Source organism: Desulfovibrio sp. 6_1_46AFAA, assembly GCF_000224635.1.
Classification (GTDB): domain Bacteria; phylum Desulfobacterota; class Desulfovibrionia; order Desulfovibrionales; family Desulfovibrionaceae; genus Desulfovibrio; species Desulfovibrio fairfieldensis.
Map to the genome: position 1 here is coordinate 11,123 of NZ_JH114301.1, position 14,953 is coordinate 26,075.

Below are 14,953 nucleotides of genomic sequence, written 5' to 3' on the forward strand. Positions count from 1 at the left end.
CTGAACGACAAGCCCGTTCTTCTTTTGAGCGGGCAAGGTGCATATACCATGAACCTCTCCCGCATCTTCATTCTCCGCCCCATCGCCACCTCCCTGTTGATGGTGGCCCTGCTGCTCTCGGGCCTGCTGGCCTACCGTTCCCTGCCGGTGGCGGCCCTGCCGCAGATCGACTACCCCACCATTCAGGTGCAGACCCTCTATCCCGGCGCGTCGCCGGACGTCATCGCGGCGGTGGTCACGGCCCCGCTGGAACGCCAGTTCGGGATCATGCCCGGCCTGGTGCAGATGAGTTCCCTGTCCTCGGCCGGGGCCTCGGTCATCACCCTGCAATTCGACCTTTCCATCGCCCTGGACGTGGCCGAGCAGGAGGTGCAGGCGGCCATCAACGCGGCGGACAATCTGCTGCCCAACGACCTGCCCAATCCGCCGGTCTACAACAAGGTCAATCCGGCGGACCCGCCCATCGTCACCCTGGCCGTGACCAGCGACGCCATGCCCCTGACCCGCCTGGAAGACCTGGTGGACACCCGTCTGGCCCAGAAGATTTCGCAACTGCCCGGCGTGGGCCTGGTCACGCTGTCCGGCGGGCAGCGCCCGGCCGTGCGCGTGCAGGTCAATCCCAAGGCCCTGGCCGGGGCGGGCCTGACCCTGGCCGACGTGCGCTCGGCCATTGCCTCGGCCAACGTCAACGACGCCAAGGGGAGTTTTGACGGGCCGGAGCGGGCCAGCACCATTGACGCCAACGACCAGCTCTCCTCGGCGCAGGAATATGCCCGGACCATCATCGGTTACAAGGACGGCGCGCCGCTGCGCCTCAAGGATGTGGCCGACGTGCTGGAAGGCGCGGAAAACGCGCGCCTGGCCGCCTATGTGGCCTCGGCGGGCGCGGACGGCAAAGACGCCTTTCGCCCGGCCATAGTGCTCTCGGTGCAGCGCCAGCCCGGGGCTAACGTCATCAATGTGGCCGACAGCGTGACCCGCCTGCTGCCCGTGCTGCAACAGACCCTGCCCGGCAATGTGGAAGTGCGCGTGGTCACGGACCGCACCACCACCATCCGCGCCACGGTGCACGACGTGCAGCTGGAACTGCTCCTGGCCGTGGCCCTGGTCATCTGGGTCATCTGGCTCTTCCTGCGCAATGTGGAGGCCACCATTATCCCGGCCCTGGCCGTGCCGCTTTCCTTGGTGGGTTCGCTGGGCGTCATGTATCTGGCCGGATTTTCCCTGAATAACCTCACGCTCATGGCCCTGGTCATCGCCACCGGCTTTGTGGTGGACGACGCCATTGTGGTCATTGAAAACATTTCCCGCTACCTGGAGCAGGGCGAGCGACCCCTGCAGGCCGCGCTCAAGGGCGCGGGTCAGATCGGCTTCACCATCATCTCCCTGACCATCTCCCTGGTGGCCGTGCTCATTCCGCTGCTGTTCATGGGCGACGTGGCCGGGCGGCTGTTCCGCGAATTCGCCGTGACCCTGGCCGTGACCATATTGATCTCGGCGGTGATCTCCCTCACGCTCACGCCCATGCTCTGCGCGGTCATGCTCCGGCCCGAGCGCCACGCCGGGAAAAAGGAAGAGGGCCGTTTCTTCAGCCGCCTGCTTCTCTGGTACGAGCACAGGCTGGACTGGGTCTTCGCCCATCAGCGCCTGACCCTGGGCGTGGCCCTGGGCACGCTGGCGCTCACGGTCGTGCTGTACATCGTGGTGCCCAAGGGCTTCTTCCCGGTGCAGGACACGGGCGTGATTCAGGGCATTGCCGAGGCCCCGCAGGACACGTCCTTCACGGCCATGGCCGAGCGGCAGCACCAACTGGCGGATCTGATCCTGCAGGACCCGGCCGTGGAAAGCGTGGTTTTTTTCGTGGGCGTGGACGGCATCAACCAGAGCCTGGGCACCTCGCGCCTGACCGTGGAACTCAAGCCCCTGTCCGAACGCGACGCCCGCGCCCCGGCCATTGCCAAGCGCCTCATGGAGCGGGCCGCGAGCCTGCCGGGGCTGACCCTCTACATGCAGCCCGTGCAGGATCTGACCATTGAGGACCGCGTCTCGCGCACCCAGTACCAGTTCACTGTTGAAGCCCTGAGCCGCGAGCAGTTGCAGGAATGGGTGCCGCGCGTGGTGCGGGCATTGTCCGAGCGGCCCGAACTGGAGCACGTGACCAGCGACCTCCAGAAGCCGGGGCGCATGGCCTGGCTGAACATCAACCGCGACGCGGCCGGGCGGCTGGGCATCAGCATGTCGGACATCGACAACGCCCTGTACGACGCTCTGGGCCAGCGCCTGATTTCCACCATCTTCACCCAGACCAACCAGTACAAGGTGGTGCTGGAAGTGGCCCCGCGCTTCCGTCTGGGCCCGGCCGCCATTGAGAATATCCACGTGCGCGGCTCCACGGGCGATCCCGTGCCCCTGACCAGCATCGCCACTCTGGAGGAACGCCCGGCCCAGCTTTCCGTGGCGCGCCAGGGTCAGTTCCCGGTGGCCACCATCTCCTTCAACGTGGCCCATGACTCCTCGCTGGGCGCGGCCGTGAACGCGGTTCTGGCCGTGGAAAAGGAGCTGGGCCTGCCCCCGGCCCTGCGCACCCAGTTCCAAGGCGCGGCCCAGGCTTTTTTGTCCTCCACGGACAACCAGATCTGGCTGATCCTGGCGGCCATCGTGACCATGTATATAGTGCTGGGCGTGCTCTATGAGAGCTACATCCACCCGGTGACCATCCTTTCCACCCTGCCCTCGGCCGGAGTGGGGGCCCTGCTGGCCCTGATGCTGGCGGACATGGAACTGGGCGTGGTGGGCATTATCGGCATTATCCTGCTCATCGGCATCGTCAAGAAAAACGCCATCATGATGATCGATTTCGCCCTGGAGGCCGAGCGCAAGGAGGGCAAGCCGCCACTGGCGGCTATCCGCCAAGCCTGCCTGCTGCGCCTGCGGCCCATTCTGATGACCACCATGGCCGCCCTGCTGGGGGCCCTGCCCCTGATGATCGGCTGGGGCATGGGCGCGGAGCTGCGGCGGCCTCTGGGCGTGACCATGGTGGGCGGCCTGGTCGTCAGCCAGGTGCTGACCCTGTTCACCACGCCGGTGATCTATCTCTGGTTCGACCGTATGAGCCTGCGCCTGCGCCATACATCCACGCGCGGCACGGAATCCTCGGAGTCCACGGATTCCAGGGAATCGGGAACAGGGGACACGCGGGCGGAGGAGGGCGCATGAGCGCGTCCGGCAAGCCCGGCGCGTCGGACAAAGGCGGCGGGACGGGCACGGAAAAGCGCCGCCGTTTCGGGCCGGAATTCATTCCCCTGAATATTTCCGCGCCCTTTATCCGGCGGCCCGTGGCCACCACACTGCTGACCATCGCCATTGCCCTGGCCGGTATGGTGGCCTTCGGCCTGCTGCCCGTGGCCCCGCTGCCGGAAGTGGACTTTCCCGTGGTGGTGGTGCGCGCGCGCATGCCCGGCGCCAGCCCGGAAACCATGGCCGCCACCGTGGCCACGCCGCTGGAGCGGGCCCTGGGGCGCATCGCCGGGGTCACGGAAATGACCTCCTCCAGCAGCCTGGGTTCCAGCAATGTGATTTTGCAATTTGATCTGGACCGGGATATCGACGGCGCGGCTCGCGACGTGCAGGGGGCCATCAACGCGGCCCGCTCCACCCTGCCGACCATGCCGTCCAACCCATCCTACCGCAAGGTCAATCCCTCGGGCGCGCCGATCATGATTCTGTCTATCACCTCGGACGTGCTGACCCGCGCCCAGTTGTACGACGCGGCCTCCACGGTGCTGGCCCAGAAAATTTCGCAGATTCCCGGCGTGGGCGAGGTGACCGTGGGCGGCGGGGCCCTGCCCGCCGTGCGGGTGGAGGCCATCCCCGACGCCCTGAACCGCGCGGGCGTGAGCATGGAGGACGTGCGCAAATCCCTGGCCGCGGCCAATGCCTTTTTGCCCAAGGGCATGTTGGAAAACGGAGAAAATTTCTGGCTGGTGGGGGCCAACGACCAGTTGCAAAAGGCCGAGGACTACAAACCGCTGATTGTGGCCCAGAAGGACGGCAAAACCATCCGGCTCTCGGATGTGGCGCGCGTGGAGGATTCTTCCCAGGACGTGCGCAACATGGCCGTGGCCAACGGCAAACCGGCCATCCTGCTGATCGTCTTTCGCTCGCCCGGAGCCAACATCATTGAGACTGTGGACCGGGTCAAGGCCATGATCCCGCAACTGCGCTCCTGGCTGCCGGAAAGCGCGGATCTGGAATTGCGCATGGACCGCTCCCTGACTATCCGGGCCTCTTTGCGCGAAGTGGAAAAAAGCCTCATGCTGGCCATGGGCCTGGTGGTGCTGGTGACCTTTCTGTTCCTGCGCAACGCCAGGGCCACCAGCATTCCGGCCGTGGCCGCGCCGGTTTCGCTTATCGCCACTTTCGGGGTCATGTACCTCTGCGGCTACAGTTTGGACAACCTCTCGCTCATGGCGCTCACCGTGTCCACGGGCTTTGTGGTGGACGACGCCATCGTGGTGCTGGAAAACATCGTCCGCCGCCTGGAAATGGGCGAAAGCCCCCTGCGCGCGGCCCTGCGCGGCGCGCGCGAAGTGGGTTTCACCGTGGTGTCCATTTCCATTTCCCTGGTGGCGGTGTTCACGCCCATTCTGTTCATGGGCGGCATTGTGGGCCGTCTGTTCCGCGAGTTTTCCGTGGTGCTCACCACGGCGGTGCTGGTCTCCATGCTGGTTTCCCTGACCACCACGCCCATGATGTGCGCCAAGCTGCTGCGGCCTTTTGACGCGGATCTGGCCCGGCGCAAGGAGCGCCTGCTGCAAGCCCGGGGCGGCTTTCTGAAACCGCTGCGGCAGTGGTGTACCCGCGTTGGGCAGGCCTGGGGGGCCATGCTGGCGGGCATGCAGCGCGGCTACGCGGCCAGCCTGGCCGTGGTGCTGCGCCATCCGCGCCTGACCATGCTTTCCCTGCTTCTGATCATTGCCGGAAATGTCTGGCTGTATGTTATAGTGCCCAAGGGCTTTTTCCCCCAGCAGGACACGGGCGTGATCATGGGCGGCATCCGGGCGGACCAGAGCGCTTCCTTTCAGGCCATGCAGACCAAGCTGGCGAAGCTGGTGGACGTGATCCGCGCGGACCCGGCCGTGGAACAGGTTTCGGCCCATATTTCCGGCGGGCGCGGCGGGGGCGGGGTGTTCATCTCGCTCAAGCCTCTGGAAGAGCGCAAAATCGGCGCCCAGGCGGTCATCGGGCGGCTGCGCGGCAAACTCTCATCCGAACCGGGCCTGCAGATTTTCCTGCAACCGGCCCAGGACATCATGATGGGCGGGCGCAGCGCGCGCTCCCAGTACCAGTATACCCTGCAGGCCGACAATCTGGACGATCTGCGCACCTGGGGCCGCCGCCTCCAGCAGGCCCTGGCGGCCCTGCCCCTGTTCAAGGACGTGGACAGCGACATTGAGGAGCGCGGCCTCCAGACCATGCTCACGGTGAACCGCGACGCTCTGGCCCGCCTGGGCCTGACCATGCGGGATGTGGACGCGGCCCTGAACAATGCCTTCGGGCAGCGCCAGGTGTCCACCATCTACCAGGACAAAAACCAGTACCGCGTGGTGCTGGAATACGGGCCGGACTGGCTGGAAGGCGCGCAGGCTCTGGACAAGGTGCGCCTGCCGGGCAAGGACGGCCTGGTGCCGCTGCTCAGCGTGGCCGGCGTGGGCCCGGCCTTCGCGCCGCTCTCCGTGGCGCATCAGGGCCAGTTCGCCGCCGTGACCATTTCCTTCAATCTGGCTCAGGGGGCCTCCCTTTCCCAGGCCCAGGCGGCCATTGCCGAGGCGCGGGTCAAAATCGGCATGCCCTCCACCATCGTGGGCAGTTTTCAGGGCACGGCCAAGATATTCAGCGACACCATGAGCAGCCAGATCATTCTGATTCTGGCGGCCCTGGCCGCGCTGTACATTGTGCTGGGCGTGCTCTACGAGAGCCTGATCCACCCCCTGACCATCCTTTCCACCATTCCCTCGGCGGGCGGCGGGGCCCTGCTGGCCCTGATGCTTTTCAAAATGGAGTTCAGCGTCATCGCGCTGATCGGCGTGCTTTTGCTGGCGGGCATCGTCAAAAAGAATGCCATCATGATGATCGACTTTGCCCTGGAGGCCTCCCGCACCCGCCATCTGCCGCCGGACAAGGCCATTTACGAAGCCTGCCTGCTGCGCTTCCGGCCGATTATGATGACCACGGCGGCGGCCATTCTCGGCGCGGTGCCCCTGGCCATGGGGCAGGGCGACGGCGCGGAGATCCGCCAGCCTCTGGGCATCACCATTGTGGGCGGCCTGTTGGTCAGCCAGCTGCTGACTCTCTACACCACGCCCGTGGTCTACCTCTGCCTGGACCGCGCCCGCCTGCGCGCGCGGCGCTTCTGGTGGCGGCTGCGCTACGGCGATGCCAGAGCCGCGCGCCTGGCCTTGCTCAGTCGCCGTTCCTGAGTTGATTTATCCCTGATATCCCGTATAGTTTTCAGAAACATGTTATTCCGTCAGATTGGAATACTTGCTTAAATCCTACTTTTGAGCGAAGAAATATACTAGACGGTGCGCCGTCCGTCGGAACCTGCTCCGGCGAAGGAGGCTAAGGCGGCATGTACCAGTGTACATTACGGATCAGAATTTGCGGCGCTGATGCGGAGCTGGAAAATATTCTGCGTTCCGTGCCGCCGCGTGAGCGCTTTGAGCATGTCTTCGTCAGCGGCGGCCCCGGTCCGGACCGCCGTGATCTGGAACAGGACGACGTCATTTTTCTGCAGGCCGGGCAGATTTCCTGCCTGCCCGAAATACGCGGCGCGGCCAAAGCGGACGCGCGCATCATCCTTCTGGCCCCTGATCCGGCGGAAGCCGCCGGGCTGCCGGACGGCATCTGGGACCATATCGACGATCTCTGGGCCGGGCCGTGCGGCGCGGCGGCGCTTGCCGCCCGTTTCGGAAGGCTGCTTGACGGCCTGAAGCTGCAACGGGATTCCCGCCTCGCGCACTACTATCTGGATACGGTCATCAACGCCACGCCCTCCCTGATCTGGTTCAAGGACGCGGCGGGCGCGCATCTCAAGGTCAACGACAGTTTTTGCCGGACCGTGGGCAAAAGCAAAGCTGATATTGAGGGGCGGGGCCATTATTATATCTGGGATCTGAAGAAGGAAGAATACGAAAAGGGCGAGTATGTGTGTCTGGAAACAGACACCGTGGTCATGAAAGAGGGCAAGACCCGCATTTTTGACGAATTCGTCAAGAGCAAACAGGGCATGCGCCAGTTCAAAACCTGGAAGTCGCCTCTTTTCGACGATGACGGACGGATCATGGGCACAGTGGGCGTGGCCCATGACGTGACCAATCTGGCCACCATGAGCGCCGAGCTGGAGCTGCTGCTGGGCAGCCTGCCTTTTGCCGTAATGATCACCGATGCGGAGGACCACGTCGTCAACATCAACGAAAAATTCAAGGAATTTTTCGCGGTGGCCGACAGCGATGTGCTGGGCGGCGATTGCCGGACATGGCGGGAAAACGCCTTGTCCGGAGGCCGGCTGGTCCGGGAGGAAGAGCGCGCGGAGCTGCGCTGGACGCTCAACGGCCGGGAGATTGTCCTGGATGTCCAAGAACAGGATATTCTGGATGTTTTTTCCAACAGAATCGGGGCCATCGTGATTTTTCGCGACGTCACGCTGGAACGGGAGTTCGAGCGGCGGCTGTCGCGCCACGCCAATACCGACGTCCTGACCGGGCTGTACAACCGGCGCTATTTCTATGAGCATGCGCAGCCCGGAGGGACGAACGGGGCTGAAAGCCTGCTTTATGTGGACCTGGATCATTTCAAGAGCGTCAATGACCGCTGGGGGCATCAGGCGGGCGATCAGGCCCTGGTCACGGTGGCGGAGCTTTTGCGCGCCTCCTGTCCCCAGGCCGTGGTGGCTCGCCTGGGCGGCGACGAATTCGCCCTTTACTGGGGCGACCGGCCTCTGGATTTTCTGATCCGCAAGGCGCAGCTCCTGGTGAAACTGGTGCGTGAAGCCTTTCGCTCTTCAGAGGCCTTGCGGCTCATTGCCCCCAGCATCGGCATCGTGCGTTGCGACGAAGCCGGTCTGACCCTGGACGAGCTGATCCGCCGGGCGGATGTGGCCATGTATACGGCCAAGCGCGGCAAACTGGGCTACTGCGTCTACGAACCGGGTCTGGAAAAGCGTTCGGACGAAGCTCTCCGGAGCGGCGCGCCGGGCGATGAGGGAGCGCATGCGGATTCCTGATTTTGAACTGGAAGTATTTTTCGGCAAGCATGAATTTTCCGCGCCCCATCTTCTGGCCCAGTCCGACTGCGAGGCCTTGAGCATCGCGGAACTGTTGGCCCTGGAGCCGGACCCGGCCGGAGCGCGCGAGGCCTTTCTGCAAACTCGGCTCGGCTATGCCGAAAATGACGGCAAACCGGAGCTCAGGCGGTCCATAGCCCGTCTGTACCGGAATGAGGACAGCGGCCGGGTGTTGGTGCAGACCGGCGCGCAGGAGGGCATTTTTTCCTGCCTGAATGTGCTGCTGGAAAAGGGCGATCACGTGATCTGCATGTTCCCGGCCTACCAATCCCTGTATGAGGTGGCGCGGGCCGTGGGCTGCGAGTTGTCCTTCTGGCGTTTCCGCCAGACAGGGCAAGGCTGGGCCCTGGATTTCGACGCATTGGAATCCCTGCTCCGTCCCCATACCAGGGCTATTGTCGTCAACACACCCCACAATCCCACGGGCTACGCCCTGAGTGAAGCGGAACTGCGCGCGCTCTGCGCCCTGGCGGCCGGGCGCGGCATCCATGTGATCGCCGATGAGGTTTATAAAGGCCTGGAAGACCCGGACGGCTCGGATGAAAACGCCTGGCATGCCCGTCCCGCGATCTGCGAGCTGTATGAGCGGGGCGTTTCCATCGGCGTGCTCTCCAAGGCCTACGGCCTGCCGGGCCTGCGCATCGGCTGGGCCGTCAGCCGCGACCGGGAGCTGCTTACGGCCATGAGCCGTTTCAAAAATTATCTGAGCATCTGTTGCGCCGCGCCCTCGGAGGAACTGGCCCTGGTGGCCCTGCGCCACGCTCCGGCCATTCTGGCGCGCAACCGGGGCATTGTCCGGGCTAATCTGGCTCTGGCCGACGCTTTTTTCGCCCGGCACGCGGGCCTGTTTACCCACAACCGCCCCCTGGCCGGGCCCATCGGCTTCCACAAAATCCATATCGACGGCCCGATGGAGGGCTTTTGCGAGCGCCTGGCGCGTGAGGCCGGGGTATTGCTCCTGCCCGGCAGCGTCTACGGCATGGACGAACCCTATTTCCGCATGGGCTACGGCCGCCGCAACTTCGGGGAGAATCTGGCGCGGTTCGAGGCCTGGCTGGCCGAAGCCAAACTGGATTAAAGCCCGTGCGTCGCGTGGAATTGGCGCTCAACGCCCGCTATGCCGCACAGCCGGATGCCGCCGTTCCGGTTCTGCCGTCCGCTTTCGGTCCGGTGCGGGCACGTAATGTCCGTGGTTTTCACGCCGGCTTCCCGGAATATAGCCCCACGCCCCTGTGCAGTCTGGCTGGCCTGGCCGCCCGGCTCGGTCTGGGCCGGGTCCTGGTCAAGGACGAATCCCGCCGTTTCGGCCTCAAGGCATTCAAAGGGTTGGGCGCGTCCTGGGCCGTGGCCCGGATTCTGGCTCGCCGTCTGAATCTGCCGCCGGACGGTCTCAGCCGCGCGGCCCTTTGCGGGCCCGAGGCACGGGAGCGGCTGGGAGAGATCACTCTGGTCACGGCCACGGACGGCAATCACGGGCGGGGCCTGGCCTGGGCCGCCCGGCAGTTCGGACAGCGGGCCGTGGTCTTCATGCCCAAAGGCTCGGCCGAGGCCAGGGCGGCGGCCATCCGTGCCTTGGGCGCATACTGCGAAATTACGGATCTGGCTTATGACGACGCGGTGCGCCACGCCGCCGCGCATGCGCGGGCTACGGGCGGCGTGCTGGTGCAGGACACGGCCTGGGACGGTTATGAGGAAATCCCGCGCTGGATCATGCAGGGCTACACGACCCTGGCTCTGGAAGCGCGGGAGCAGATGCGCGCCATGGGGCTCACGCGGCCCACGCATCTGCTGTTGCAGGCGGGCGTGGGTTCCTTTGCCGCCGCCGTACTGAGTTTTTTCGCCGTTGCCGACGCGGAAGAGGGCGGTCCTGCCCCGCTGGCCGTCATTATGGAGCCGCACAGCGCCGATTGCATTTTCCGCTCCATTCGGAGTGGGGACGGCCGCGCCCATGCCGCGGCCGGGGAGATGCGCACCATCATGGCCGGTCTGGCCTGCGGCGAGCCCAGCAGCCTGGCCTGGGGGATTCTGCGGGAGCACGCTTTCGCGGCCGTGGCCTGTCCGGACGGCCTGGCGGCCAACGGCATGCGCATGCTGGCCGCGCCCCTGCCCGGCGATCCGGCGTTGGTTTCCGGCGAATCCGGAGCCGTGGGCGTGGGCCTGCTGGATTATCTGGCGCGCGCGCCGGAGGCGGCCGCCATGCGTTCGGCTCTGGGCTTGAACGAATCCTCGGTGGTGCTGCTGATCAGCACCGAGGGCGACACCGAACCGGACATGTACCGGCGGGTGGTCCAGGATGGCGCTTGCGCCTTTGATTTTCAGAGCCGTTAGAGCATTTCAACGTTGAAATGCTCTAACGAGGCTGCGAGAGCAGTCTCGCGCTACGAAGCCGCAAGCGCGATGTATTTGCGCTGTTGTCTCTCCCATTAGCGAGTCTTCGAGCTTTACGGCGAGGACAGCAGAGCTAAGCGGCTGAGTAAGCGTGCCTTTACCTTTGGATGCGCGGCATTCCAAAGGTAATCTGCACTAAGACTCGGCGACCTGCCTTTAACAACGGATTGCCCCGCCCGGAACTATACCATCCGCGCGGGGCAATCCGCTTCAAGCCTGAACGGCTTCAACAGTTCGGCACGTGCGCCGGGCGGCCCGCCTGAACCGCGTCCAGATAATCGGCCCAGGCTTCGCCCACGGCGAAAAGCCGCTCCTTGGGCAGGCGCGCGCTGTCGTAGAGAATCAGCACCGAGCCGCTGACGGTATTGAAGTCCACGGAAAGCACGCCGTCAATGGCGGCCAGTTTTTCCCTGGCCGCGGCGGCCACGGCTTCACGGCGCAGGGCCGGGTGACGGATGCGTACCCGGCCGTCCGAAAAACTGGTCACGTATTTGAGCAGGCGCAGGCTGTTCAGCATGGGCTGTCCTCCACAGGGGCAACGGCTTCGGTGCCCCGCAGGTGCGGGCGCATGGCGTTGAGCGACACGCCCAAGGTGGTCAGGTTATGCAGCAGGGCCGAGACGCCGGGCTGCAAGAGCATGAACAGGCCGCCCGCTAAAAAGAGGCTGTTCAGGGTCAGGGTGGCCGCGAAGTTCACGTGGATGCGGCGCAGGGTGCTGCGGGCCAGCCGCCGCGCGTCGATGAGCCCGCCCAGATCAGGCCTGGTCAGCAGCACGTTGGCAACTTCCCGCGCCAGATCCGTGCCGTCGATCATGGCCACGCCCACATGGGAGGCCGAAAGGGCCGGGGCGTCGTTGATGCCGTCGCCCACCATGAGCACCTTGCAGCCGTCGGCCGTCAGTTCCTGCACCACCTTGGCCTTGTCCGTGGGCAGGACCTGGGCGCGGAATTCCGTAATGCCCGCTCGCTCGGCCACGGCCCGTGCCGTGCGCTCATCGTCGCCGGTGAGCATCAGCACGCGTTTGAAGCCCATGCCGCGCAGGGTTTCCACCACTCCGGCGGCCTCGGGGCGCAACGGGTCTTCAATGGCCAGAATGCCGGCCAGTTTGCCGTCCTCGGCCAGATAGAGCAGGGAACGTCCTTGAGCCGCCTGGCAGGCGATCTCCGCCTCCATGGGCGAGACGTCCACGCCCTCGTCGTGCTCAATATAGTGGCGGCTGCCCACCCGCAGCTTTCTGCCGTACAGGGAGGACGCCACGCCGTGGGCCACCACGTATTCCACCTGGGCGTGCTCTTCCTCATGCTGGAGGCCCTCTTCCTGGGCCTTGCGCACCACGGCGCGGGCCACGGGATGGGGAAAATGTTCTTCCAGGCAGGCCATGATCCGCAGGACCTCGCCCCGCTCATGCCCGGCGGCGGGAATGACCGCAACCACCTTGGGGGTGGCGTTGGTCAGCGTGCCTGTTTTGTCGAAAACCAGGGTATCCGCATCGCTCAGGGCTTCCAGATAGCGACCGCCCTTAATAGCCATGCCGTGGCGCGCCCCCTCGCGCATGGCGGCCAGCACGGCCAGGGGCGTGGCCAGCTTGAGCGCGCAGGAATAATCCACCAGCAGCACCGAAGCGGCGCGCATGGGATTGCGCGTGATCAGCCAGACCAGTGCCGCCAGGCCGAAGGTAAAGGGCACGGCCAGATCGGCCAGCCGTTCGGTCTTGCCCTGGATGCCGGCCTTGAGCGCCTCGGACTGTTCAATGAAGGTGACCACCTGGCGCAGGCGGGTGCCGTCGCCCACCTGGCTGACCCGGATCACCAGACGACCTTCCTCCACCACGGTTCCGGCAAAGACCGCCGCGCCCTTGCCGCGCGGCACGCCCAGCGGTTCGCCGGTCATGGAGGATTGATTGACCAGCGCGCAGCCGTCCTCCACAATGCCGTCCACTGGGATGGAGCCGCCGTCGCGCACCACCACCAGATCGCCCTCGCGGACCTGGCCCAGAGGCACGGAGACTTCCGTGCCGTCCTCGCCGAGCAGCCAGGCGCTGTCCACATTCAGGGCAAGGCTTTCGGTCAGACTGTCCAGAGAGCGGCGGCGGGTCCAGTATTCCAGAGCCTCGCCCAGTCCCAGCAGCAGTGTCAGCACGCTGACCGTGCGGAAGTCGCGCATAAGCAGCGAAACGGTGATGGCCGCCGCATCCAGCACCTCCACGCTGAGCCTGCCGCGCAGCAGGGAGCCGAGACCCTTGAGCAAAAAAGGCACGGCCGTGGCGACGCTGGTGACCATGCGCCAGACCGTGGGCAAAAAGGGGCGGATGATAAAAAAGCGTACCAGCGGCAACAGGCCGCCCGCAGGCGGCTCTTCAGGCAGAAGCTCCGCCGTGGTGGCCGGGAGATCCGCGCGGCGCGCGTCGCCCACGGCGTCCACGGCATCATGGGCGGCCAGCAGGCGCAGGGCCGACACACGGCTTTCCTGGTCGGCGTAGAAAAAAAGCAGGCTGCCCACGCGGGGGTTGACGTGCACCCCACTGATGCCGGGCAGTTCTTCCAGGTTTCGGGCCAGCTCGGCGGCCGGAACCGGGGGCAGGGGACGGCTGGCGCGCACGCGCATCCTGCCGGCGGCGGCTCCGTCGAGACCCTGAAGTTCATGGACGATGGAAAAAGACATGCGCGCTCCAGTCTGAAAAAGAAAGCCCTGAACCGGGCCGGGAAAAACGCTCCCGGCCCTGAGGCGCATGCGGGAGACGCCGCAAGGCCGGGAATGGAATGACTGCGGGAGGTTCCGATTAGGCCTGGGCTTGCTCGGTTTCCTGGCTCTCTTTGGCCGCTTTGCGCTTTTCCGAAGCCTGACGGGCTTCAGCGGCAAGGTCTTCCATGTCTTCCTTGACCGCTTCCACCTTGCTCATCAGGGCGTCTTTCACATCCATGCCCCGGCTGATCAGGTCGGCGGCCACGGGCTTGAGATTCAACTTGCCCTTGCTCAGGGCCACGGCGCCCAGCGCGCCAAGGGCTATGCCGCCCAGGAAAAACAGTCCGAATTTGATGCCGCTGTTCATAACTCCTCCTTTTGCTTGACAGTCCGTATGACGAATGCCGACGGACGATACTCCCCGAATGAAGACAACACATCCCGTCCCCCGCCGCACGGAACAGCGACGGAGGCGAGATTGGACAAAATTGTCCAGCTGATGTGGGATAAAAACCTAGTGAGCCGCGCCGGACACATCGACCTTGATGTAGTCCGCCTCGCTGTTGCGCAGGGAAATGGTCACCCCGGAAAGGCGCAGGGCAACCGGATCTTTGAGCGGCGCGCGTCCCACCACGGAAACGGTGGTGCCGGGAATCAGGCCCATGTCGCGAATGCGCCGGTTCATTTCGCCCAGCGCTTCCACTGTGGCGATTTTCCCCTGTTGGCCCACGTGCATCTGACGGAGACTGACAATCTGACTCATGCGCGTTCCCTCTCGTCGGCATTGTGCCGGTTGACTGTGATGGTGCCGGGCGCTGCCGGTCCGGCGCGGCGCCCCGTGGCGCGGAGAACCCCGCGCGCCGTTTGGGGGTCGGTCTTGATGGACGCCGCGCCGGAATATGGATCCCGGCACGGAAGAGAGCTTGCACTAAATTTAATTATGGGTCAAGAAAAAGAAAGTCATTTTCAAATAGCTCCTGAAGTTACAAAGGGGGACTCATGCCGACATACCTTGTGCATGCTATGGAAGGCCGGGCGCGGCTGCGCCATCCGGCCCTGGCCGGGACCGCCGGGCGGGAACGGGCTTTGGCTGTTCTGTCCGGCAAGAGCGACGTGCTGGAAGCGCGTTGCGGTTCGGGCTCCATTCTGCTGCTTTTGACGCCGGACGCGGATCTGGGCGGCATCTGCCGGGATCTGGAGGCGGCCCTGCCGGAGTTGTGTGGCCCGGCAAAGGCCTGTCGGGGCGCGCGGTCCGGCGCATCCGCAAACGGACCCGCAGGCGGCCCCATGACCGTTTTGTCCGGCCTGTTGCGGCGGGGACAAACTGTCTCCTTGGGACTGAGCCCGCGTAAATTGGAGCTGCGCGCTCTGCTGGCCGCCTGCGGCCTGAGCATCGCACTTGGCTTCACGGGTAACGGGCGCGCCCATCTGGTGGCCGGGACGGCCTTCGGCCTGCTGGCCGCGCGTCATGTCTGGACCCGGCGCAAGGCCTTGTAGCATATCCGCGCTGCGCGAGGCTGTCGGTCGGCCGCCGGAGTG

At 65.2% G+C, this 14,953-nt stretch carries 10 protein-coding genes; 6 read left to right on the forward strand and 4 right to left on the reverse strand.

What is annotated here, in order from left to right:
* Positions 1 to 48 precede the first annotated feature (48 nt).
* The 5 genes from HMPREF1022_RS03560 (at position 49) to HMPREF1022_RS03580 (ending at position 10,672) form a co-directional block, all read left to right on the forward strand.
* Positions 49 to 3,216, forward strand: a complete 3,168-nt coding sequence (locus HMPREF1022_RS03560) for an MdtB/MuxB family multidrug efflux RND transporter permease subunit (RefSeq protein ID WP_232221563.1) — start codon at positions 49 to 51, stop codon at positions 3,214 to 3,216.
* Positions 3,213 to 6,479, forward strand: coding sequence for an efflux RND transporter permease subunit (locus HMPREF1022_RS03565; protein ID WP_009301919.1), 3,267 nt, complete (start codon positions 3,213 to 3,215; stop codon positions 6,477 to 6,479). Before HMPREF1022_RS03560 ends, HMPREF1022_RS03565 begins: the two co-directional genes overlap by 4 nt.
* Before the next feature lie 152 nt (positions 6,480 to 6,631).
* Positions 6,632 to 8,284: a diguanylate cyclase domain-containing protein gene (locus tag HMPREF1022_RS03570; RefSeq protein ID WP_009301920.1), complete on the forward strand. Its 1,653-nt coding sequence runs from the start codon at positions 6,632 to 6,634 to the stop codon at positions 8,282 to 8,284.
* On the forward strand, positions 8,271 to 9,422 hold the full coding sequence (locus HMPREF1022_RS03575) for an aminotransferase class I/II-fold pyridoxal phosphate-dependent enzyme (protein ID WP_009301921.1): 1,152 nt from the start codon (positions 8,271 to 8,273) through the stop codon (positions 9,420 to 9,422). Before HMPREF1022_RS03570 ends, HMPREF1022_RS03575 begins: the two co-directional genes overlap by 14 nt.
* Positions 9,423 to 9,427: 5 nt before the next feature.
* Entirely contained in the window at positions 9,428 to 10,672 is a 1,245-nt protein-coding gene (locus HMPREF1022_RS03580) for a diaminopropionate ammonia-lyase (protein ID WP_009301922.1), read from the forward strand.
* A gap of 286 nt (positions 10,673 to 10,958) precedes the next feature.
* On the opposite strand, the gene HMPREF1022_RS03585 is transcribed toward HMPREF1022_RS03580, so the two are convergent.
* The 4 genes from HMPREF1022_RS03585 to HMPREF1022_RS03600 form a co-directional block, all read right to left on the reverse strand.
* Complete coding sequence (locus tag HMPREF1022_RS03585; protein WP_009301923.1) at positions 10,959 to 11,249, reverse strand: HMA2 domain-containing protein; 291 nt, start codon at positions 11,247 to 11,249, stop codon at positions 10,959 to 10,961.
* The gene (locus HMPREF1022_RS03590; RefSeq protein ID WP_009301924.1) at positions 11,243 to 13,393 is read right to left on the reverse strand and encodes a heavy metal translocating P-type ATPase; all 2,151 of its coding nucleotides are present in this window, start codon (positions 13,391 to 13,393) and stop codon (positions 11,243 to 11,245) included. Before HMPREF1022_RS03590 ends, HMPREF1022_RS03585 begins: the two co-directional genes overlap by 7 nt.
* 118 nt (positions 13,394 to 13,511) lie before the next feature.
* Positions 13,512 to 13,781 (reverse strand): DUF6110 family protein, encoded by a 270-nt coding sequence (locus tag HMPREF1022_RS03595; protein WP_009301925.1) that lies wholly within the window; start codon positions 13,779 to 13,781, stop codon positions 13,512 to 13,514.
* A gap of 147 nt (positions 13,782 to 13,928) precedes the next feature.
* Positions 13,929 to 14,177, reverse strand: a complete 249-nt coding sequence (locus HMPREF1022_RS03600; protein WP_008685932.1) for a FeoA family protein — start codon at positions 14,175 to 14,177, stop codon at positions 13,929 to 13,931.
* A 236-nt stretch (positions 14,178 to 14,413) separates the two neighbouring features.
* Between HMPREF1022_RS03600 and HMPREF1022_RS03605 the strand changes: the two genes are divergently transcribed.
* On the forward strand, positions 14,414 to 14,911 hold the full coding sequence (locus tag HMPREF1022_RS03605) for a hypothetical protein (RefSeq protein WP_009301926.1): 498 nt from the start codon (positions 14,414 to 14,416) through the stop codon (positions 14,909 to 14,911).
* Positions 14,912 to 14,953 lie beyond the last annotated feature (42 nt).

What these genes read in the sequence shown, in the direction of transcription:
- HMPREF1022_RS03605 (WP_009301926.1), top strand. Translation starts at nt 14,414, where the DNA reads ATGCCGACATACCTTGTGCATGCTATGGAAGGCCGGGCGCGGCTGCGC.
- HMPREF1022_RS03565 (WP_009301919.1), top strand. Translation starts at nt 3,213, where the DNA reads ATGAGCGCGTCCGGCAAGCCCGGCGCGTCGGACAAAGGCGGCGGGACG.
- HMPREF1022_RS03590 (WP_009301924.1), bottom strand. Translation starts at nt 13,393, where the DNA reads ATGTCTTTTTCCATCGTCCATGAACTTCAGGGTCTCGACGGAGCCGCC.
- HMPREF1022_RS03585 (WP_009301923.1), bottom strand. Translation starts at nt 11,249, where the DNA reads ATGCTGAACAGCCTGCGCCTGCTCAAATACGTGACCAGTTTTTCGGAC.
- HMPREF1022_RS03575 (WP_009301921.1), top strand. Translation starts at nt 8,271, where the DNA reads ATGCGGATTCCTGATTTTGAACTGGAAGTATTTTTCGGCAAGCATGAA.
- HMPREF1022_RS03595 (WP_009301925.1), bottom strand. Translation starts at nt 13,781, where the DNA reads ATGAACAGCGGCATCAAATTCGGACTGTTTTTCCTGGGCGGCATAGCC.
- HMPREF1022_RS03600 (WP_008685932.1), bottom strand. Translation starts at nt 14,177, where the DNA reads ATGAGTCAGATTGTCAGTCTCCGTCAGATGCACGTGGGCCAACAGGGG.
- HMPREF1022_RS03560 (WP_232221563.1), top strand. Translation starts at nt 49, where the DNA reads ATGAACCTCTCCCGCATCTTCATTCTCCGCCCCATCGCCACCTCCCTG.
- HMPREF1022_RS03570 (WP_009301920.1), top strand. Translation starts at nt 6,632, where the DNA reads ATGTACCAGTGTACATTACGGATCAGAATTTGCGGCGCTGATGCGGAG.